The sequence below is a fragment of the Bacillus sp. UNC41MFS5 genome (assembly GCF_000686805.1).
The window spans coordinates 1-20,826 of sequence record NZ_JMLP01000029.1; the positions used below are offsets into that span (position 1 = coordinate 1).

Sequence of the window (20,826 nt, forward strand, 5' to 3'; positions counted from 1 at the left end):
GAAACCGTCTTTCAGCTTTTCCTCATGAGAGGAAAAGGATTATCCGGTATTAGCACCGGTTTCCCGGTGTTATCCCAGTCTTACAGGCAGGTTGCCCACGTGTTACTCACCCGTCCGCCGCTAGACTCCGAAGAGTCTCGCTCGACTTGCATGTATTAGGCACGCCGCCAGCGTTCGTCCTGAGCCAGGATCAAACTCTCCAAGAAAGTTGATTAGCTCATTTGTTACGTTGGCTTATGTTCTTACTATTATAGAAGAAACACGATTGTTATTATTTGTTTGCACGATTTTGTTTGTTTAGTTTTCAAAGAACAAACTCACTTCGGTAAGAAGCGACAAAAAATATTATACTATAATTCTCGCAAACAAGTCAACACTATTTTAAAATTAGAATGTTAATTATTCGAAAATGTTTACTCGAAGAGAACTTTCTTATAGTACCATGTAAGTTACTCAAAGTTCAATGATAATTTTTTCCAATTAACTAAAAAGGGCTGTGATTCGCAAACCACAACAGCCCTTATGTCCTTTTATTTTTATTATAACTTTATCTTTTTCCATTCCTCATATAAGGATGGGTTTAATTCCTTCACATGTCCTAAGAACTCATCTAAATAACCAAGTTTTTTTAATCCAGTGAATAATTTGGTCGGGACAGACCTTACAGTAGTCATTGCCCTCTTGTGATCGATCACTTTAATTTCTCCCAGCTCATTAAAAAAAATGTGCCGAACCTCGGTGTCAAGTCTAGCAAAACCAACCTTTTTTAATTCTGCTAGCATGAATAATATCTTCATGACGATTAGTTTGGAAAGTTGCTTTTCCTTTTTTAAGTAGGCTTTTAGATTACCTCCATTCACCAATTCCATTACAATATAATTGGATCCATATTCATAGAGACGGGGGATAACGGAACTTGATTGTCCTATTTGTAGAGCATTTAACTCCTTTTTTTGATTGTCTTCATTAACATATACTTTGACACACTTCTCAGGTGACAATTGAAATACGGACCCATCTGCACCTTTCCCAAGCATTGTAAAACCGTTCAAATCTTGTAATGATATTTTGCCCTTATTTTTGGCTGCTATTTTATCAAAATCATTCATTTCTAATCTCCTTTTATTTCATTCGTCCTTCAATATCCCTTTATAATAGTTTAATGTTTCATTTAATCCTGTTTGCAAATCAAAGTCAGGTTTCCATGCCAAAAGATTCACAGCTTTGGTATTATCCAACCGACTGTAACGAATATCCCCTTCGCGTTCAGGCATAAGTATAGGTGATAGATTACTATTAGTTAGTGAAGTAATTATTTGAAATAGTTGGTTAATACTTGTCTTAGAATTTGTGCCGATATTAAAAATACCATTTGTCCCTTTTTCAATTGACAATACATTTGCACGCGCGACATCTTTCACATACACAAAATCTCTTGTTTGTTCGCCGTCTCCTAATATATGCGGGGCTTCACCATTAAGGACTTTCTTCAAAAAGATTGAGATGACCCCGCCTTCTCCAATAGAAGATTGGCGCGGTCCATAAACATTCGCATATCTAAGAATGGTGTAAGGAAGTTGAAAAAGTTGAAGAAAGGCCTGAATGTATAGTTCTGAAGTATATTTGCTAATTCCATAAAAGGATAGAGGCTGAACGGGGAATGTTTCCTTTATACTACAATCATCTTTTTCCCCATAAATAGCACAAGACGAAGAAAATATGAACTTTTTGACCTTAAACTTATGTGAGCAGGTTAATAAACGAATCGTTCCTAGAATATTTTGGTTAGCATCCTCGACTGGATTTTTTACCGAGTAGGCAACATCTACTTGTGCCGCCAAGTGGATCACCACATCCGGTTTTTCTCTCGCAAAAACTTCCTCTATTTTGGGCGAAGAGATGTCCATTTTAATGAATCGAACGTTGGGAGGGACAAATTCTCTATTCCCAGACCGTAAATTATCTACTACGATCGGTTCATAACCGGATTGAATTAATAAATCGACAACATGAGAACCAATGAATCCAGCTCCCCCAGTAACGAGCACCTTCATCTAGACCCACTACTCTCTTTTATTAAACTAAAAGATGATTGTCTAATCTTTTCCATTCAACAATCTCCTAACATATATAAATACTTATTTAGACTTTGAAATCTTCACTAATATAATCCCAGTTCTTTGCCCCAAACCTCTATTTTCTCGAGGTATCTCTTAAGGAGAGTGCTCTTACCTCCATCCAACACCTTTTGCAAATGACTAGAGAGCTTTTTTTCAAGCGTTCTCTGTAAATAGGCTTTTTTAAGAAGATTTAGTGGATCTTCATTAAAAGTTATTCCATATTTCAACATTTCTTGACAATAAACTTGCACACATTTTCTCCGAATCTCTTCTTCACTCTTCTGCCAATCTGAGCGAAAATCTATTAATAATTCGACCAGAACGACCAAATCATACCAGCATGGATAATGCTTCGCAGACTCCCAATCAATCAAACTAACTTTCCAATTCTCCACATCATCATTGGCGTTTTCACAGCAAATATTGTGGACATGGAGGTCGCCATGGATGAGACATTGTCCGGTTTCAGTAATTTCCGGAAAAAAATTGGGCCCTTTTTTTAATATTTTTTTGATTATTTTATACCTTGGTCCTATCAATTCTTGTAAGTTAGGATCTTTCATTGCCAGTTCCAGGTTTTCCTTTGCCTTTTTAATTCCTTTAGTCCGTTCCTTTACCTTTTCCTCAGAATCAAAATAAGGAAGAGAGGAGTCAAATAGATCTGCATGCTTCAAAAATCGTTTATCAAATGTTATGGCATGAAATTTTGCCACCGTGGGGATAATTCGTTCCAAATGATTTGGAGCTAATTTTATTTGTCCACGTAACGGCTGCAAACATTCAGTAAACATCCATGTTTCATTGCCATTAACGTTCGATTCCAACCAATACAATTGCGGTATAAACTCTTGATAAAGCTTATAGGCTTTTTGATACATACTGATTTCCAACCGATGATTTTCTTTCAGCGGCTGTTTGTATATTTTAAGCACGATGGGAATGAACTCCCGTCCATCAGTTAGAATCAACTTCCAAATACTGGTCTTTTCACGAGTGTTTTTAAGGCATTCTATTCTTTCATCTACTAATTTTACTTTTTTATTAAGGACATTTTTTAGCTTTTCTTCCCAATCATATTGTTTCCAACAGCTTAAAACTTCTTCTAAACTATTCAAATAGAAAGTTCCTCCTTCATTAATTATTTATTACTGTCTTCCCCATAAATTTCGCAAATGGGAAACAAAACTTCGAACAAATGGAAGTGGGTCATTCCAAGCAAAGAGAGCCTCAACTTTTTTTCCAGATAAGCTCTTTATCCACTCAAAGAATTTCATTTCCCCTTTTTTTTGTTTTTGGCGAAAGGAAAGAAAATCACGGACAAAGTAAACCCATTTGACCCCTTCTTTCTGTTCTGTCACTGGTGAGGGATTTTGCCCGGTAAGGGATAAATAATACAAGTGAGCCAAATTAACCCCACAAGCCATCGATAACGCTTGAGTTAAACCGATTCTTGAATTGATTTCAATAAATTTCAGTTTCCCATCTCTTGGGTCCCGTTTAAATTCGGAAATAGCTAAGCCTTTGAATTGAATATCTTTTAGAAATGTCGTAGCGAGTTGAATGGCTTCTTCGTCCCTAATACTAAGGGCAAGTGCTGTAGATCCAAAATGTGGGGGAAATTGATGTAATTTTTGATTCATCCACAAACCAACTAAATTCATATTTTCATCAAAAAATGTTTTCACAGAATAAATGCAATCCTCATTACCAGGGATGACTTCCTGGATCATGAGTTCACCGAATGGGCGGTAAAAAAGGTACTCTTCTCTCAATTTGGAAGGCTCTTCAACCACGATCGCTTTTTTATAGAGTCTATGATCGATATTTGTGCGAAAATGGGACGAATAAACTGGTTTTAAAATGCAAGGAAAAGTAACTTGATCAATAATTTCCTCGAACTGCTCTTCGTTATTAATAGCGAATGTTTTTGGGCATGGCACATTTGATTTCAGCGCCAATTCGTATGTTAGTCTTTTGTCCAATACCGCTTCAACCAGTGTGTGTTTTGGTAATAGGAACCTATAGTAGTGTGAAAGAACAAATCTGTTTTTTGAAATAAACTGAACAAAGTCATCAGAACCCGCATACAACACTGGCTTTTGTCCAATTCTTTGTGACAGTCTAGTAAGAAAAAGAATTAAAGCAGCTCCCTCACTCACTGGATTAGGACAAATTCCACAGTCGGCAAACCGAGTTTTACCAATTTCATATTTACCTCTTGTATCAAAGGCATATACTTTTATTCCTTGTTTCGCTAAACTCCTCACAATTCCGATCCCGGTCGCACTTAAATCAAGAACAACTGCAGGAACATCATGTCGCATGCTTTTTTCCTCCTTTCATAATAAAGATTGATAGATTTCTTCAATCCTTTGAACCATGTTACTAACGGTTAAATGTTGTTGAGCAAATGCCAGTGCATTGTCCGCTACTTCTGTCCTTATTGATTTGTTTCGCAAAAGGAGCAATAACTTTTCAGCAAGTTGCTTGTAGTTAGCTGGTTCAACGATTAATCCTGAATAGTTATCTTTAATGATCTCTGGAATACCCCCACAATTGGTTGTAAGGATTGCCTGATTACTAAACATTGCTTCGATAATAGAAATTGGCAGCGTATCACTTGTGGTTGGGAGAACATAAATGTCTGATTCACTTAACAATTTTGGTATGTCATTTCTGCTCCCTAAAAAGGTAATATTTTTTAATCTTAACTCTTTTACCTGCTTCTCAAGTTCTTGTCTCATTTCACCATCGCCGACAATCCTCACCTCTACATTTTTCAGATTGTCTTTTATCAGCGCTAACGCTTTAAATAAATACTTATGTCCTTTTCGAGGACGAAGGCGTGCAATACAGGTAATGACCGTTTTATTCCTACTTTTCTTTCGAAAATCCCCTCCACCAAAATCAATCCCTGTATAAACAGTGGTTATTTTATTTTCCTTTGCGCCTAAATTTCTTAGAATTGGGCGAAAGATATCGCAAAGGACGATTACTTGATTGGCATTTTTTATGGCTTGTCTATCAATCGCTAAAAAATAGATTTCCTCAACTGAACCCTTTTCCATTAAGTTAAACTTTAATCTGTTTTGGGTCATAAATCCATGAGGCGTAAAAAGAAGCGGTTTTTGAAATGATTGATTAAGCATTCCTAGTATATTAGCTGTATATCGATCTTGTGCGTGGATAATATCGTATTGAGACAGATCAAAATTTTTTAACATCGTATAATAACTGGATAATTTGCTGATATTGTGTATAATTTTTTCATTATAACTGCCGTAACGATTGAGAAAAAATTGCTTGAACTCCTCAGAATATCGATCGCGTAATGCCTTCATTTCCTCTGACGGAAAAGAGTTTAGTGCTATTACATCGACACTATGTCCTAAATTTTCTAAGCCAACTTTAAGGGTATTGATATATTTCTGCAAGCCACCGATCAATGGATATTCCCAAAATGTTGTGATTAATATATTTAATTTTTTGTTTTGAATTTTTGTTGTATGGAATTGCTCCCTATTTATTGCTTGTTCATGTTCAATAGGTTGATCGACCCCATAATATTGATCCAATGAAGAGATTAAATATGAAAAAATGGCCGGCATAAAAGGTTGGTCATTTGGTTGCTGATCTGTCATTTCCATACCCTCCTAATGATTTCAAATGCTTCTCCATATTCAACCCCAACCGTCATTCCTCTGATGCGCGCCAAATATCTCACACCATCATAGGAACGCGGATGTGGGAATGGTCTCATTTCTACATCATAATATTGGAGAGATTTGATTTTATCGTCGATGGTATCCGTAATATCCACAAAATAATTGGGTTTGAATTCTTTGTCGTTTGTATGTTGACTCCATTCACTTGAAGAAACGGTTTCAAAACAAAGTATCTCCGCCGGCTTTTTTCCCGGCAATGGACGAGCAGCAGTTAACACGGCCTGAAACAATATTTGGTGGTCACGGTTGGTATCACCATAATGATGGGTAAATATCATGGCAGGAGTATACTTTTCCAAGAGGTTCTCAATTGATTTGTTAATATCAACAAGCGGGATTGTTTCCAGTAATAAATTTGGTAATTCCAGAAATAGAACCTCATCTACTCCTAAGTGTTTATTTGCCTTCAGCATGAATTCTTGTATATGATGCTCCTCTTTCTTCCGCCCCTTAGCAGCAATCACAGTAATGACTTTATAGCCATGATTAATTAACTTCTTAATGGTCCCTCCGCTCCCAAGAATCTCATCATCAGGATGAGCGGCAATCACTAACACATTCTCACTCATTAGAACACCTCAACTCCAGTTAAAGTAGTTTTCTTGTAATTATATGTTGATAAGAAGCAGTCGATATGGACAAATATGATAATAATGAAAAATAGGCATTTTTAAGAAGTTTTGACTATTTCCATCTACCCTGGATTTTCAATAAAAAAAACATATGCATTTCGCATACGCCCTCTAGAACTGGATATTTTATTCAAGGAAATATTCTAAAAAGCAACCCTTTTCTCATTAGAATCTCGTTAACCTTTTCATGATGGCAGTTTTTCGTTCCTTATCCCTGATTCTGGTTAAATCTAGTGCATACTCATGTCCTTTATTTTTTGATTTTAAGATTTCTCTTATTGCATTTTTCACACTTTCTTCATCATCTGTAACCATTATCACCTTCCGCAGCATTCTTCCTCACCTCTAAGTTTCATATAATTTTCTGGCTTCATTTACGGCCCTTTTTTAAAAAAGTCAGCAACTGAAGAGTTGATTAAAGCCACACAATTGGCCGTAATAATAAAGAAGCCAATAGGTACGAGAACAAAATGGCCTGAATATACTCTGATAAATTAAAGGAAAGATTATCAAATAAAACAGGGAAAACAGCGATTATAATAAATATCTCCACAGCAACAACGCACTGCAATAGTAACACCATTCCCCTTTTCAAAAACCGAACTAATTTCATTGGCGCCCCTCGCAATCTATTAATCCTGAAATGAAAAATTTATTCAAATTTGTTCCTCCACAATCCTGCCCGTTAATTGAACAACTTAGAGCTTCGTTTCACTTTCTAATAATTCCTTCTCTTATTCAAGAATATGGCCCTTTAATGGAACACGATTGGCGATTTTAAACATTTATTACTCCAGTAAAGGTCTATGATCGGAATGAAAAAAAGATGTTATTTAAGATTATGAATATTTCTAGTTGCATAATACTTATTCTCAGCAATTAAAAGCCCATCAGATAAATCTGATGGGTTCAGAGTGTAGACAAACCCCTTTTTCAAAAAGTTATCTGAAGAAAAAGGGGTCTTGTTACTTTTTTAGTTACATATTTGGTTATTATCTTGAGAAAAAACACCATATATTGATGATTTATTAACTATAAAAACCGTTCTCAACATGTGAGAACGGATTTTATAGTATTGATTTATCTTGAATTATTTAGAAGCCTTCTTTTGTTTTTTATCACAGCAAGTGCATTGTCCGTACAAAGTTGATACTTTCTCATTCTCAAAATGATCAATTGTGTTATTGCAAATTTGGCAAATGATAGTTCCCATTAGAAAAACCCCTTTGTTTGAATTTTATAAGATAGACAATTTTAACCTCTTAAAATGTAAGCGATTTTTCTTTGTTGATATTATAATAGTATGTCACATTTAATTTGTCAACCGTAAATTGTATAACACATTTCAAGGGATAATGTCGATTGTTAGGAAAACTATAAATTTAAGGTTCTGGTGCAAAATTTCAGATAACTTGAAATTTATCTATAAATCTTAAGGTATGACACTTTTGGAAGTTACTTTTGAACAAGGTTGTCACTTTAGGATTTATTTTGCACCTTTTTAAGTGCTATTTTGCACATACAACTTTAAAACCCAGCTACCTTCACATGAGAAGATTAGCTGGGTTTTTTAATTATTTACATCCAATTATTATAGAACTATTCAGATCCGACTAGTAAAAAAGCGACTGCTCATTGTTCAGCAATGGCTCCCGTTTGTTGAACAAGGAAAGTGATGCTCTTGTTTTTCAAGCATCGCACCCGTAAATTTAATTAAAAGCAAATAAAATTTTAATAGTTAGAAATTTCTACTAGATCACAAACTGGATCCCTAGTATAAATAGAAGTTATTGATCCTAATGCTCCAGTTCTTTTTACTGGACCTTCTTAAAGTTTATCTTATAATTTTCTTTCAGCCTTGATTTCCACATGATTTAAGGAATGATGTTAAGTATATAACCACAAAGACAAATTTACATCTGTCCCTAGTATCGGCCCCACCTACGCCAGATACGCTGACGGCCACGCATGCCATCCAACCCATTATCTATCATAATAGAAAACGCTTACATTTTCAAATTTTAATTGAATTTTCAGAAAAAATCTTATAGTTATATATTTGCTGCTACTTTATGAAAATCGGGCAAAATAAACCCTTAATCGTTCTGGTAAAACCATTATTGGTCAAACAATCAGTTCATTTTAAATAGGGTATATATGACGTATGCTTTCACATAAGCTTGGTCTTTCTTCTTATGTGGAAGCACTCAAGAAACTCAAAAAAAATGACTTCTTCCAATATCTTCTGACTGGTCTATTCCAAATGGCCTTCGACTTCCGATTATTTAAGGTACAACATTGGATAAGAGAACAGACCATTAATCATCATCTTATAGAATAATCGATTTAAATGGCTGTATTGAGCCTAGGATAGGCGCTGGCGCTGGACAATTCTCTAAGTCGAAATTTTATACTTTCTTATCTTTCAACAAAATAGGTAACTCTACTTAAATCACAGCCCAAGTGGCGATCATTTACTTGGGTCTTTTCTCGCACGTCGTATTGTAATTACAAATCTAGAATTTATCATTTCCTACACAACGAAGAAAATGGCACCACATAATGGCGCCATTCCTATTTCTCTAGTAAACTGCCAAGTTTAATATCACTGTATGCAACCTATCTGACACCTTACCCAACATACTTAATCATTGCAACTTCATCACAGCAATCCAACTTAGGACAATTCATACAATCCACCCACACTTTTTCAGGCAAAGTCTCCTTTGCTACGATCTTAAAGCCACATTTTTTGAAAAACTCTGTTTCGTATGTGAAAGACATTACACGGCTAATTCCAAGTTTCGGTGCATCACTTATAATACGATTAACTAATGTGCGACCAATACCTTTCCCAGCATAATCGGGAGAAACAACCAAAGATCGTATCTCTGCCAGGTCCTGTCCTAAAACATGTAATCCTGCAACCCCTAGTATATTATTATCTTCTTTCATAACATACAAACATTGTAAATGTTGATAGAGTGATAAATACGTACGAGGCAATACGATTCCTTTTTCAGCAAAAATTTGGATTAAATCATAAATATCTTTAACATCACTTGTCACTGCATGGTAAATATCCATTCTGTATCTCCTTTTGTAATAATTATTTATAAATATACAACACTATGTATTTTCATTCAATGATTTTAAGGACAAAAAATTTTTTATCTCCTGAAGTAAAAAATAGCTTGAATCAACCTCCCAAGCTACATTGCCATTAACAACTCTTCCTAAATTCATTTTCAATCGTTTCTTCTCCTGTTCACAAAATTCCTCAACTGTTGATTTACTCCAATAGGGGGTACCTGCAAGTTCAACATCCGCTTTCGATATTTTTCCTCGACTGTAGTACACATTTAATTTACGTTTATCATAATTCAAACCATGTTCCGATAAGAAATCAGCAAACTGCTTTTGCTTTAACTTCTGTTAATCCTTGCATTGCTTCTTCCACTGTTAAAATGTTCTCATAAGCCTTTAACTTACCTTTAAACTTCGGAAACTTTTCAATGATCCGTTTAGTTGCGTGTCATCCTATCCCCTCCTGTTGACTTAGTCAACATCGAAACGGAAAATTGATTGTCTTGCATCTGACTTTACCTTACAAAGAGATTGAACTTAATAGCAAAAAAAGGGTGTCAGGCACCGATAGTGCCTGACACCCTTTTATTAACAACTATTTATTACTGTTTGAGTAGTTTATAATCCCATCGGAAATGCTCGTGAGTAAGTTGGTAAGATAGACAGTGTCGGACAGGTTCTCGTCTTCGCTTGGATTACTCATAAAGCCCATTTCAATTAACGTACTAGGCACTTTCGACCAATTAAAGCCTGATAGGTCACCGCGATACGAAATCCCATTTACTTTTACTGCTGGATTTTTAATAGTTTCATCAAGTATAAGCTGGGAAGCCTTTAGACTATCTTGATAAATAGCCTTTGTATATTGATCATCATCAGAAGGAGTTAAGACAGAAAGACCTTTAACATTCCGATTGGTTGATCCATCCGCATGAATCCGCACAAATAAGTCGGCGTGATTTTGATTAGCGATTTCGGCTCTTTCTTTGTTACTTATATTCACATCATGGGTTGTTCGGGTGTAAATGACTTTTACTCCTCTTTTTTCAAGCAATTTGCCTAAAATTTGCGAGGCCTCTAACGTTAATTTGTACTCTGGCTTCCCTGTAGCAACTCCAGCCGTTCCACCCGTTACTTTAATTTTGGTTTCTGACGCACCCGGTCCTACAGGCTCCTGTCCCATGTTAGCCGAACGTTGGTGTCCAGGATCGATGACGACTAAAAAGTCGTTTTGCACTTCCTCTTTTTCTTCTTCTTCATCTAACGCTTTGGTTGTTTCTTGATCTTCTTTACTAAATTCCTGGTTAACAGGTTCTTCGTTAATTTCTGCTGATGGGTCTTTTCCTCCCTTTTCTTGTGGTTGATTGAAGATAAAATACACAAGAATCACTGCTAGAAGGATTACGATTGTGATTCCTATCTTAGCTGTCTTTGACATTACATCAGAAACTCCTTTCGGCTATTGAACAAATTCACATTGTATTTTTCAACAATATTTAATGGGTCATCATATTATGGGTCCGAGCCCATCTTTAATAAGATTATTTTAAGTATAATTCCTAAAAATAACAGATAGTTAAACTTTTCGACAAATCTTTATGAAATCCTACTTTTTCCTATTTCGAACCACATTAAAAATAACCACCTAGCAAGTAGATGGCTCCTTTTAGTCTGAACATTTTAATTTAGCGCTGCTAATTTCCTGTATAAGTATTTTCTTCTTTCCTCGATATATTTCGTGATGACCAATAATTCCTGGTCGAATTTATCCATATCTTGTTTTTTATATGGGTCCTCTTTGACATACGGACGAATCAATTGTGTCAGTTTTTCCGCCTTAGGAATCATATGTCCTACTGTAAATTGCTGCTCCATTATCTCCTTAAGGAGCTGTTGATATTGCTTACGAAAGGTATCCACATATAATAATCGTGCCGTTAAAGTATTAAAGCCATCAATCGGAACATAATCAGACTCCATGGTTTTCCCATTGACATCCCGGCCCCATGTCGCATCATAGTCCCACGGTATAATCTCAAATAGGCGTGTTTCACCATTCCTGTATAGGGCATAGTTATGAACAAAACCATCATAGTTTGATGTAAAAATAACACCAGCCACCCATCGAAGATATTTATCAATATCTACAAATTTATGAATTTCCTTTTCGAATTCACTTTTTGAAAACGTATTGATATTAAAGATAAATTCCTGTAGGTAATAATCATCTTCTGGCGCACCAAATTTCCTTTCATAGCCTAATCGGAGGGATTTTTTTGTTCCTTTGTCCAGATCGCTCATTAGTGAAAAATTGGCATCCCCATCAACGGCATAAAAGATGCTCCCTTTCGGTAAGTCCCTTCTTGTTAAGAAATTCTCATCCACACTCTCAATTTCCAAATAGACCCCTTCAGCTTTTCCATTTTGATTCAAAAAGATATGTCTCGATTGAGGTGATAAAACCCCAAGCTCTGCAAAGAAATCGAAGGACAGTTTGTTTCTGATTAATGAAGGATCCTTAAATTCCGCATTCAAATGAATATGTTTGGAACCTCTGAAGGTTTTTGGTTTGTAGAAGGATACCTGGTAAGACTTTTTCGATAAATCACGGATATGAGATCCTCGATAGGCAATATCAATGTCGAGCCGTTTCCCTTCAATCGTTAACTGGGCTGGAATTGGGTCATCAATCCAAATGTCTCTTCTTAGCTCCCTCAGGTCGATGGGCCTAATAAATAGTTTGTATTGCGGTAGTAGTGCTGTCTCGTCCATTTTTTTATTCCTCCTTCCTATATTCCTATGAGAATTGAAGGAAGGAGGTCCCGGTTGGACAGCTTTTTTTTCGTGCATAGGCCTTTTTCTCACTCAAATGTACCTGTACACACGTAATTTATTAGAAGAAGAGAGAGTTTTTTGGACAAATTTGTCAATCAGTTATGTGCTCCCTTTTCAAGCTTAAAGGAGGTGCAAAGTTACTATGAGCGATTTTTCATCTGAAGATATTGAAAGAGCGGCAGAAGAAGTAAGGCGAGGCGATTTTTGGGACTTTATGTTACGTGATCCTAGTCAAGACCGTCGCACTACACGCAGAAGAACATCCAGACGTAGAACATCCAGACAGCAAATGACATCACGGATGAACACATCTAGACGTAATACATCAAGAAATCGTAACACTTCGAGAAACCGGAATACATCTAGAAATCGTAACACTTCGAGAAACCGGAATACATCCAGAAATCGTAACACTTCGAGAAACCGGAATACATCCAGAAATCGTAACACTTCGAGAAACCGGAATACTTCGAGAAACCGGAATACATCACGCCGAAATACTTCGAGAAGAAATACTTCCAGAAGATGTACTTCCAGAAGATGTACATCAAGAAGAAGAACTTCTAGATGCAGATGGACAGGATGGCGTCGAGGTTCTAGATGCAATACTATCGTCAATCGTTGTTGGAAAGACGGCAACATGTGGAATTTGAGAGTCCGCAACCGTTAATAAGTTCTTTTTAATAGAAAATGGGAAAGGAGACTTGTCTTCCTTTCCCATCCTCATTTATGAATAAACCTCTACTTTTTCTCAGGAATAACACAATTGCCATCCGCACAACTAACATCTTCCTCAGTGGAAAGATCTTGCAGAACTGGAACCGGAGACTCTTCTTCCCAGACTTTTTGCAACGCTCCCATAAAGGTTTCTGTAGGTTGCGCACCTGAAATTGCATATTTTTGATTAATGACAAAATACGGTACCCCGCGAACACCATACTGCTGGGCAAGGGATTCATCCTGGCGAACATCTACCGCAAACGCATTTTTATCATTTAAAACATTCAATACTTCTTGTCTATTCAAACCTGCCGCTTCAGCAATATCCGCAAGTGTTTCAATTTCCCCAATATGCTTCGACTCTGTAAAATAGGCACGGAGAAGTTTTTCTGAGACAAGCGCTTCTTTCCCTTGAGTTTCTGCAAATTTGGCCAAACGGTGGGCATCAAATGTATTAGTTGGCTTCATTTCATCAAAGTTAAATGTCAAGCCAACAGTGGCTGCCTGCTGACCGACCCCTTGATTCGCTTGTTTCGCTTGTTCAACACTCATACCATATTTATGGGCTAACATTTCATGAATGCTTTGCTCAATCTTTGTTGGAGAATTAGGGTCAAGCTCAAAGCTTTTGAATTCTACTTCTACTTGATCCTTGTGGGGAAATTGATCTAAAGCCAATTCTAATCGGCGTTTTCCTATATAACAAAACGGACATACATAATCAGACCAGACTTCAATTTTCATGTCGACACCTCGTTTTCTTCTGATAAGTTATATAGTACCACAAGGTGAAGAAAAACCAATTCATGGTGCTCATTGGTTATTTTAATTGGATGCATGTTACTATTAGGTATAGATAGGGAAAAGGATTTTTTTCATTTCATAGAGAATAATTACTTAAACATTCTAAAAAACATGAAGAGGTGATGTTGCTTGAAACAATGGTCAAAGGAAATTGAAATCCATGCTCCTATTGATATTGTTTGGGGATTGTTAAATGGTTCATTAGAGGATATGCAAAGAATAATGCCTCAAGTAGTCGATCATCAACCGGTAAAAGTGACAAATGAAGGTGTCGGTAGCATCTATCGTCAGAAATATCGAGAAGGCAAACGTGTCGAAGAGTATGATGTGGAAACATTAGAATTTGAAAATTCTCCCGATCAAAAGAAATTAAAAGTTGGCTTTTCGCTTGCCAAAATGTTTGAGATTACCGCTTTATATGAATTAACCGCCATCAATGAGCAAAATACCCTTTTTAAATACACCTGTACAAACAAACCGCTAAAAGCCTTCCTCAAGTTATTTCTATTATTAGCAAGTGACAAAATCGTCGTGCAATTTTGTGAAAGAGTAAAAAAAGTAGCTGAAGAAGAATATAAAAATAGCAATGTACTTATAAAATAGCCTGGTGAATGACTATTTTCCAAAAGAAATTCCACAAGTTGAAGACCTGTGGAATTTTCTTGTTTCATATGAATTCATCAATTAGCTATCATTTTATTGGGCTCCAAAAAGTACAGAAAATCGCGGCTTACTAGTTCTCCGGTCAACTCCTCCCAGGCATGCTTATAGAAGGATAGTTGGCTGCGATAGAATGCCTGGAGTTTTTCATAATCTTCTATTTGTTTAGCCCGGTCTGTTTTATAATCAACAATTGTCCATGTGCCATTCGTTTTATAGATGAGATCAATCGTTCCTTTCACATAGAAAGGTTGTATATCCTCAGGGTTTGTAGTGATTAACGAATAAAGAGTGTGCCCCCTTTCCACTTTTAATGTAAACGGAACTTCTGTCATCACTTCCTCAGCTGTCATCAATTCATTCCAAAGCGGTGAATTTCGAAAGTTTTCTAGATAGGAGTTTACTTCTTTTTCCCTTTCGATTGGAAGCTTATATTTACTTAAACCGAATTTTATATAATTAGAAATGTCATGACCTTGAACTGCTTTTTCAAAGATATCATGAATCAGAGTACCCCAAGCCTTGCCTCCGCCCGATTCCCGTTCAATGGTCACCAACTCAGAATAATCCTTATCCTTGGTTGGCGACCAAAGCTCAAATGTTTTTACCCTGCTTTAGTCCAGCCAGGCGTTCTTACTAATGGTTTTCGCCTGAAATTCGGTGAAGGTGATTTCTTTTTGTATGGAAGGCACCTTAAAAGCCTCTACCTCCGGGAGTTCCATTTCCTCGATATTTTCCATTTCGAAAAGGATGTTCCAAGGATTTTTCTTATTCCCAGTGTGTGAACTAATGATAAGGGCTTGTTCCGCACGAGTTGCCGCAACATAGACAATCCGCAGCTCCTCATCGGTAAGGTACATTAATTCCTCTGACTTATGCGACTCCCAATGGGGTGGAGCTGCAATTTCCTTATCCGCATAACCATTCTTCACTGTGAACGAAAAGTACCCTTTTGAGGTATGGTCTTCCCGTTTTATATGCTGTGATAAAAAGGATGCAGGACTGACTGTCTTAGCTGGATGTGCCAAAAAGACAACCGGCGCCTCGAGGCCTTTTGCTTTATGAATATTCATAATCCGAACAGCATTCTCCTCTTCTTCAAGATTAGCAACAACCGTTTTTTCAAAAATCATCTCGGTCAGTACTTCGAGGACTTGTTTATAGGTCGTTTTCCCAGCAGCCTCCTGTTTACGAAGGGCTTCAAGAATTTGGAGCAGACTTTTATAGGTTCGTTTGTTCCGGCCATTTTTCAAAAGTAATGGATAAAAGCCAACATCTTCGATAATTCGTTCAATCGCTGCTGTTGACGAAAGTGAACGAATTAGCTTTTGATAAGACTGTAATTTTTCTAAAACGAGTTCAAATTTAGCTTTTATCTCTGGCGAAATTTCCGTAGGAATATTGGCGTACATGGAAAATCGGCCATTTGCCTGTTTCCATTGGTATAGTTCTTGGTCACTGATACCAAAGAAAATCCCCCGTAACACGGCAATCAAGCTCACCTCATCGGTTGTGTCCAAGAAGGATGTTAGCAAGATCCACAAATCTTGGAATTCTCTCGTTTCACCAAGAATTACTTCACCACTGATACTGACTGGAATTCCCAGGTCCTCGATCGTTTTCGCATAGGAAGCAACACCATCCGTATACCTCGTCAGCACCATGAAGTCTTTGGCTTGATGTCCCTGCCTCATTAGCGTTTGAATGGTTAGGGCAATGTTTTCTGCATCAACTAAGATGACCTCTTCCTTCTTTTTATAATCGGCAGGAACGGATAAACGCTTCACACCGGTAAACCCAGCACCCTGGTCCTCGTGAAAGGAAACTAGCGGCCGATATGCCGCTTGGTAATCCGATTCTACCTCAGGTAAATGCCGTTTAAACACCATGTTTAATTCATTGGTCACCGTGTCAACGGTCCGGAAATTAGTCGTCAATTGCAACACTTCGCCGCCATGTTCTTCAATTAACTGTTTAACGCGGTTATAGGTGTCAATATCAGCACGGCGAAAGCGGTAAATGGCTTGTTTTGGATCGCCAACCACAAAGAGCGAACCAGCTTTCGGTTTGCAATTTGTCCATGTTTTTTCATCGATGTCTTCACTGGTTAAATAAAACATAATCTCTGCCTGAATCGGATCCGTGTCCTGAAACTCATCAACTAATAAGTAACGATATTTTGCTTGGAAATAGGCTCGAACCTCAGGATTCCCTTTAAGCAACTTTGAAGTATACATCATCAAATCTTGAAAATTTAGAAGGGATCTCTCTTTCTTCAATTGCTCATAAGTCTTTACGGCCTCTCCTAAGAAACTAATAATTTTGGGATGGCAATATTCTTTCCAGGATTGGATAAGCGGTTTAATTTTTACTTCAAATACGCCTGAGATTTTCTCTTCGTAAAATTTTGCATCCTCTTTGGAAGACCAGCGATTATAGGTAGGCTTTAAATTCTTATTAAATAATTCGAAAATGCTGATAATGTCCTTTTCCTTCGAAGGGTCAATGAATCTTTCCTTTTGAACAGCTGTTAAAATCGCTTTCTGTAAACTATCATATCCCTTCGGAGGCTCTTCCTCAGGAACGCATCTTTTTGCTTCCTTGATTAAGAGCATGAAAGAATGATAATCGACATTAAGTTCAGGTTTCGGAAGTGATTCGGTTACCCATTCCACATCAGAATATTCCTTTAACCCTTTTAACCAGGGGAAAAGGGTGTCCACAGTGATTCCTAATTCTTCAATGGAGTCAATTGAATGTGGTTGTTCATCCATTAAAGTTTGTAAATGAAGCTGCCATGCCTCTTCTAAAATGTCGAGGTCATCGGTTTCTTCAAGCTCCTTAAAGGTTAAATCTAAATTCGCTTCGATTGGGCGCTCGCGCAACAGTTTCGCACAAAAGGCGTGGACTGTACCTAAAAAGCAGCGCTCCATATTTTGCAGGGCTACCCCTAGACGAAATTGGATTTCAAGATTCTTTTCCATTTTCCATGCTTCTTCTAATTTCGCTTGAAAACGGACCTTTAACTCATCGGCTGCTTTCCGAGTAAACGTAATCGCGACTATTTCCTGAATTTCCGCGGTTCCCGTATAAATAAGGTTTACCATCCGCTCGACTAAGCTTGTTGTTTTACCTGAACCCGCCCCAGCTTCGACTAAAAAATTTGTGCTGAGTTGTGATTTAATTTTATTTCGGGCCGCTTGATCGCGAATTTCCTTAGTCATAGGCTCTAACCCCCTTTAACTTCTGATTCGACTGTTTTATTTCAAGGGTTTCTTTATCATAAAAATGACGGCGGCACACCAGCTTATATTCACAGAATTTGCAATCATTGACATCATCTGTCATCTCAAAATGTCCATGTCTCACCGCATCAATCAGTTTTTCCAAAATATCTATGCCATTGGTTCGAAGCGTCTTGTCCTGCTTCCTCGTAAATCTTTGTGCTAAACCTTTTTGGGTAGGGAAATAATAGGAACTTTCCTCGACAGCACCTTCACCGAGATTGAGATGCTGCTCAATCGCCAACGCATAAATCATGTGCTGGAGTTGGCGGCCGCCTTTGAAGGCACCATTTTTCGCATAACCATAGGTGCTCCCAGTTTTATAGTCGATGATATGGTATTTGTTATCCTTTGATTGATCGACACGATCAATGATCCCAGCTATTCTTATTTCCCCTGATGGAAGAGTAATAAGTGCTGGTTCCTGTTCACCAATCCCAAATGAATATTCGAAATGAAGCGGATCATAATTTTCACTATGAAGCTCTTCTTCTTTTAGAAAAATATCACAACAAGCTAGGATGTCATTCCGCTCACGTTGATAGACTCTATCATTCGGAGGAGGAAGCACTTCCTTTTGTTCATCGATTAAGTTTTGAGCAATCTCTCCAATAAGGCTCAAGTGCTTAGCATATGAAGGCTTGGTAGATTCCTGTGTTAATTTTTTATAAAATGATTCAAAAATACTGTGAAGCAAACTTCCACGTGTAGCTGCGTCCAGCCATTTGTTTGCGTCATAAGAAACCGCCTCTACCGGCCTAACCTTTAGCACTTCCCGTAAAAAATAGGAATACGGACACTTGGCGAGTGTTTCAAGTTTGCCTGCACTCAGTGTTTTCTCTTGATTGAGGCGAGGATCATACGTTTCGGCATCAATTTGAACCAATCCATCATACTCTAAGAAATTCCCCGTATTTCGGGCAGTTTCCGCTGCGATTCCTTGTTTAATATTTGAAAAATGATTAAGAATCCCGTCATTTAGCAGTTGTGATTCTTCATTGGTTAATTTTTCACTCCAGTAGTCCTTTTCTTCAAAAATGTCATGAGCAATAATGGATGAAGGCAGTTCCTTTAATGCTTTAAAATCTGCATCTTTATTGCCTGTAATTAAGCGGTAGCATTGTAAAATAACAAATGCTGGGTTAACGACCCGATTATCGTTCATATCAAAATTGCTGTAACTGACCGTGACACGACCGTTCGAATTGGCAAAAACTTGTAACAGCGTATACAAGTTTTCTTGCCCCTTCTCTTGGTATAAAGGCAGGGCATTCCCTAACCGAATCCGCTCTGTATCAAGTAAAAGTGGATCTTCACTCACATTCCCTGGAAACTTCCTGTTATCGAGGCCAACGAAAAAGACGTGTGGCCGGCTATTGTATATTCCATTTTTATAAGATGTAACATGGAGATGGCCTGGTTTAGGACGTGATTGATTGATCCGAACGGTTAGCAGCAGGTCCTTCATTTTTTCAAATAGATCATAACTTGATAACGATTCGTCTGCATATGGGAGCAGCTTTTTAATTTCTTCCAATAGAGTTGATTTTGCCATCTCATCAAGGGCTGAACTTGTTTTACCATTATATTTGAGTAGAAATGCAATTCCAGTTAAACATTTTTTATAGTTCATCGTAGTCTCTAATGGTGGAAGTTTCTTGAAAATTTCTTGAAAACACGACCAAATCCATAATATATCCATTGCTTGATTTTCATAATAGTCACGGTCATCCTCATGTTCGTGTTCGAGTAACAGCTCACTTCTTCTGTTAAATTCCCCACCGAGCAGTTTAAGATAGCGATCATGAGACCACCCAATTTGAAGATCCCTGAGAACTTTGGTTAATTTTGAATTAGACATCACCACTTCATCAAGGCCAACAAATCCTCCCTCAATAAAGGGGACGCCTTTACCCATTACAAACAAGCCCTCATTCAATAAATCAAGAAAGGCTGGGACACTATAGTTGGACTGCATCCACGCAATTAATCCAGAAACAAGGCGACCCGGACGCGTAAACGAAATCGGCAGGCCTTCACCAAATGTCATGGGTAGGTCTATCTTTTGCGACAGGTGGTAAAACTGGGTTATGTAAGAATCAGCATCGGTATAAAACACCACACTTTCATCGAGTGGAGTTTTTGCCATTTTGATCTTTGCTAGAATTTGTTTTACTTCCATTTCTTCTGTTTTAGCAGTAAATAGTTCTAAGTTTGGTTCACCGCTCGCATCTTCCTGTTGATAGAGATAACTTAACGGTGACGGGTTCCCCCAAGAAACGGAACGGAGGCTTGACCGCTCAGGGGTATGGATACCTAATACAGGTGAAAGCGGCAGCTTATAAACTGACTCAGGAATCATTTTACTCAGGAATTGTTCTTCTAGATGTGATAAGTTCAGACCCGATTGTAAAATTAACACTCTCTTTTCATCGATTTGAACCGATTTAAGTGCCTTATGTATCAGTCCTGCTTTGTCAGTAAATTCCTGACTAATTAAAATATCTTCATATTCAGTAAGAATCTTGTATAGATCCTCTGCTTTGTCCGAATTAATAAATGCGTCTTTTTTCAAAGAATCCTTTGTATAGCCAGCTAACCGTAATGATTGAATCGTTGAATAAATAGCATGACTAAAAGCTGGCGTGATTTCCATTCCAGCAAAGTAACGAAGTTTATCTTGTTTCTTCAACTCAATTAGAAGCTTGTAAGTAAAATGAACACCAACAGTATGGTCTAAATTTTGTTGCAGCTGCTCTGAATTCAACTCGACTAAGGTTTGGGCTAAGTCATTCACTGTTTGATATTTGAGATTAATGGCTTGGTTTCCTTGTTTAACGAAAGCCGCATTGATTTGTTCCCCAATCGCATGGGAATCAACGATAACGATTTTTTCTTTTAAGGGTACTTTAAGACATATTTCCTTTAGTTTGTTTATTAACGGTTGCATGAGAACCTC

Annotated in this window: 18 protein-coding genes, 1 rRNA gene and 1 pseudogene; 2 read left to right on the forward strand and 18 right to left on the reverse strand. The window is 37.4% G+C overall.

Features of this window, described 5'->3' with window-relative positions:
• The 13 genes from BR30_RS0114090 to BR30_RS0114150 form a co-directional block, all read right to left on the reverse strand.
• Positions 1 to 206, reverse strand: a 16S ribosomal RNA gene (locus BR30_RS0114090); the annotation flags it as partial.
• A gap of 333 nt (positions 207 to 539) precedes the next feature.
• Positions 540 to 1,109, reverse strand: coding sequence for a kinase (locus BR30_RS0114095; RefSeq protein ID WP_026565576.1), 570 nt, complete (start codon positions 1,107 to 1,109; stop codon positions 540 to 542).
• An 18-nt stretch (positions 1,110 to 1,127) separates the two neighbouring features.
• Positions 1,128 to 2,054 (reverse strand): NAD-dependent epimerase/dehydratase family protein, encoded by a 927-nt coding sequence (locus BR30_RS0114100; protein WP_026565577.1) that lies wholly within the window; start codon positions 2,052 to 2,054, stop codon positions 1,128 to 1,130.
• Positions 2,055 to 2,161: 107 nt separating this feature from the next.
• A complete protein-coding gene (locus BR30_RS0114105) occupies positions 2,162 to 3,235 on the reverse strand; it encodes a phosphotransferase (RefSeq protein ID WP_026565578.1) in 1,074 nt (357 codons plus the stop codon).
• A gap of 30 nt (positions 3,236 to 3,265) precedes the next feature.
• On the reverse strand, positions 3,266 to 4,444 hold the full coding sequence (locus tag BR30_RS0114110; RefSeq protein WP_026565579.1) for a carboxylate--amine ligase: 1,179 nt from the start codon (positions 4,442 to 4,444) through the stop codon (positions 3,266 to 3,268).
• Positions 4,445 to 4,459: 15 nt separating this feature from the next.
• Positions 4,460 to 5,761 carry a glycosyltransferase family 4 protein gene (locus tag BR30_RS0114115; RefSeq protein WP_231507716.1) on the reverse strand — a complete coding sequence of 434 codons (1,302 nt, stop codon included), beginning with the start codon at positions 5,759 to 5,761 and terminating at the stop codon, positions 4,460 to 4,462.
• Positions 5,758 to 6,414, reverse strand: coding sequence for a PIG-L deacetylase family protein (locus tag BR30_RS0114120; protein WP_026565581.1), 657 nt, complete (start codon positions 6,412 to 6,414; stop codon positions 5,758 to 5,760). Before BR30_RS0114120 ends, BR30_RS0114115 begins: the two co-directional genes overlap by 4 nt.
• A gap of 228 nt (positions 6,415 to 6,642) precedes the next feature.
• Positions 6,643 to 6,810, reverse strand: a complete 168-nt coding sequence (locus tag BR30_RS36715; RefSeq protein ID WP_155928613.1) for a hypothetical protein — start codon at positions 6,808 to 6,810, stop codon at positions 6,643 to 6,645.
• 757 nt (positions 6,811 to 7,567) lie between these two features.
• A complete protein-coding gene (locus BR30_RS35930) occupies positions 7,568 to 7,690 on the reverse strand; it encodes a GapA-binding peptide SR1P (protein ID WP_081825451.1) in 123 nt (40 codons plus the stop codon).
• 1,418 nt (positions 7,691 to 9,108) lie between these two features.
• Positions 9,109 to 9,564: an N-acetyltransferase gene (locus BR30_RS0114135; RefSeq protein WP_026565582.1), complete on the reverse strand. Its 456-nt coding sequence runs from the start codon at positions 9,562 to 9,564 to the stop codon at positions 9,109 to 9,111.
• A gap of 42 nt (positions 9,565 to 9,606) precedes the next feature.
• Complete coding sequence (locus BR30_RS36720) at positions 9,607 to 9,864, reverse strand: hypothetical protein (RefSeq protein WP_155928615.1); 258 nt, start codon at positions 9,862 to 9,864, stop codon at positions 9,607 to 9,609.
• Positions 9,865 to 10,159: 295 nt separating this feature from the next.
• Positions 10,160 to 11,002 carry an N-acetylmuramoyl-L-alanine amidase family protein gene (locus BR30_RS0114145; protein WP_026565583.1) on the reverse strand — a complete coding sequence of 281 codons (843 nt, stop codon included), beginning with the start codon at positions 11,000 to 11,002 and terminating at the stop codon, positions 10,160 to 10,162.
• A gap of 242 nt (positions 11,003 to 11,244) precedes the next feature.
• Positions 11,245 to 12,336 (reverse strand): CotH kinase family protein, encoded by a 1,092-nt coding sequence (locus BR30_RS0114150; RefSeq protein ID WP_026565584.1) that lies wholly within the window; start codon positions 12,334 to 12,336, stop codon positions 11,245 to 11,247.
• A gap of 205 nt (positions 12,337 to 12,541) precedes the next feature.
• Between BR30_RS0114150 and BR30_RS38870 the strand changes: the two are divergent.
• Positions 12,542 to 12,616, forward strand: a pseudogene (locus BR30_RS38870) (CotG/ExsB N-terminal domain-containing protein); the annotation flags it as partial.
• A gap of 14 nt (positions 12,617 to 12,630) precedes the next feature.
• Here BR30_RS38870 and BR30_RS36725 read toward each other — a convergent pair.
• Positions 12,631 to 13,041 (reverse strand): hypothetical protein, encoded by a 411-nt coding sequence (locus BR30_RS36725; protein ID WP_155928617.1) that lies wholly within the window; start codon positions 13,039 to 13,041, stop codon positions 12,631 to 12,633.
• A 99-nt stretch (positions 13,042 to 13,140) separates the two neighbouring features.
• On the reverse strand, positions 13,141 to 13,863 hold the full coding sequence (locus BR30_RS0114155; protein ID WP_026565585.1) for a DsbA family oxidoreductase: 723 nt from the start codon (positions 13,861 to 13,863) through the stop codon (positions 13,141 to 13,143).
• Positions 13,864 to 14,052: 189 nt separating this feature from the next.
• Here BR30_RS0114155 and BR30_RS0114160 point away from each other — a divergent pair, with 189 nt between their 5' ends.
• Positions 14,053 to 14,526, forward strand: coding sequence for an SRPBCC family protein (locus BR30_RS0114160; RefSeq protein ID WP_026565586.1), 474 nt, complete (start codon positions 14,053 to 14,055; stop codon positions 14,524 to 14,526).
• A 77-nt stretch (positions 14,527 to 14,603) separates the two neighbouring features.
• Here the strand turns inward: BR30_RS0114160 and BR30_RS0114165 are convergent, their stop codons facing one another.
• The 3 genes from BR30_RS0114165 to BR30_RS0114175 are packed head-to-tail and all read right to left on the reverse strand — an operon-like array spanning position 14,604 to position 20,817.
• On the reverse strand, positions 14,604 to 15,137 hold the full coding sequence (locus BR30_RS0114165; protein WP_231507717.1) for a PD-(D/E)XK nuclease family protein: 534 nt from the start codon (positions 15,135 to 15,137) through the stop codon (positions 14,604 to 14,606).
• A 60-nt stretch (positions 15,138 to 15,197) separates the two neighbouring features.
• Entirely contained in the window at positions 15,198 to 17,807 is a 2,610-nt protein-coding gene (locus tag BR30_RS0114170) for a UvrD-helicase domain-containing protein (RefSeq protein ID WP_026565588.1), read from the reverse strand.
• Complete coding sequence (locus BR30_RS0114175; protein ID WP_026565589.1) at positions 17,800 to 20,817, reverse strand: PD-(D/E)XK nuclease family protein; 3,018 nt, start codon at positions 20,815 to 20,817, stop codon at positions 17,800 to 17,802. Before BR30_RS0114175 ends, BR30_RS0114170 begins: the two co-directional genes overlap by 8 nt.
• Between the last annotated feature and the right edge of the window lie 9 nt (positions 20,818 to 20,826).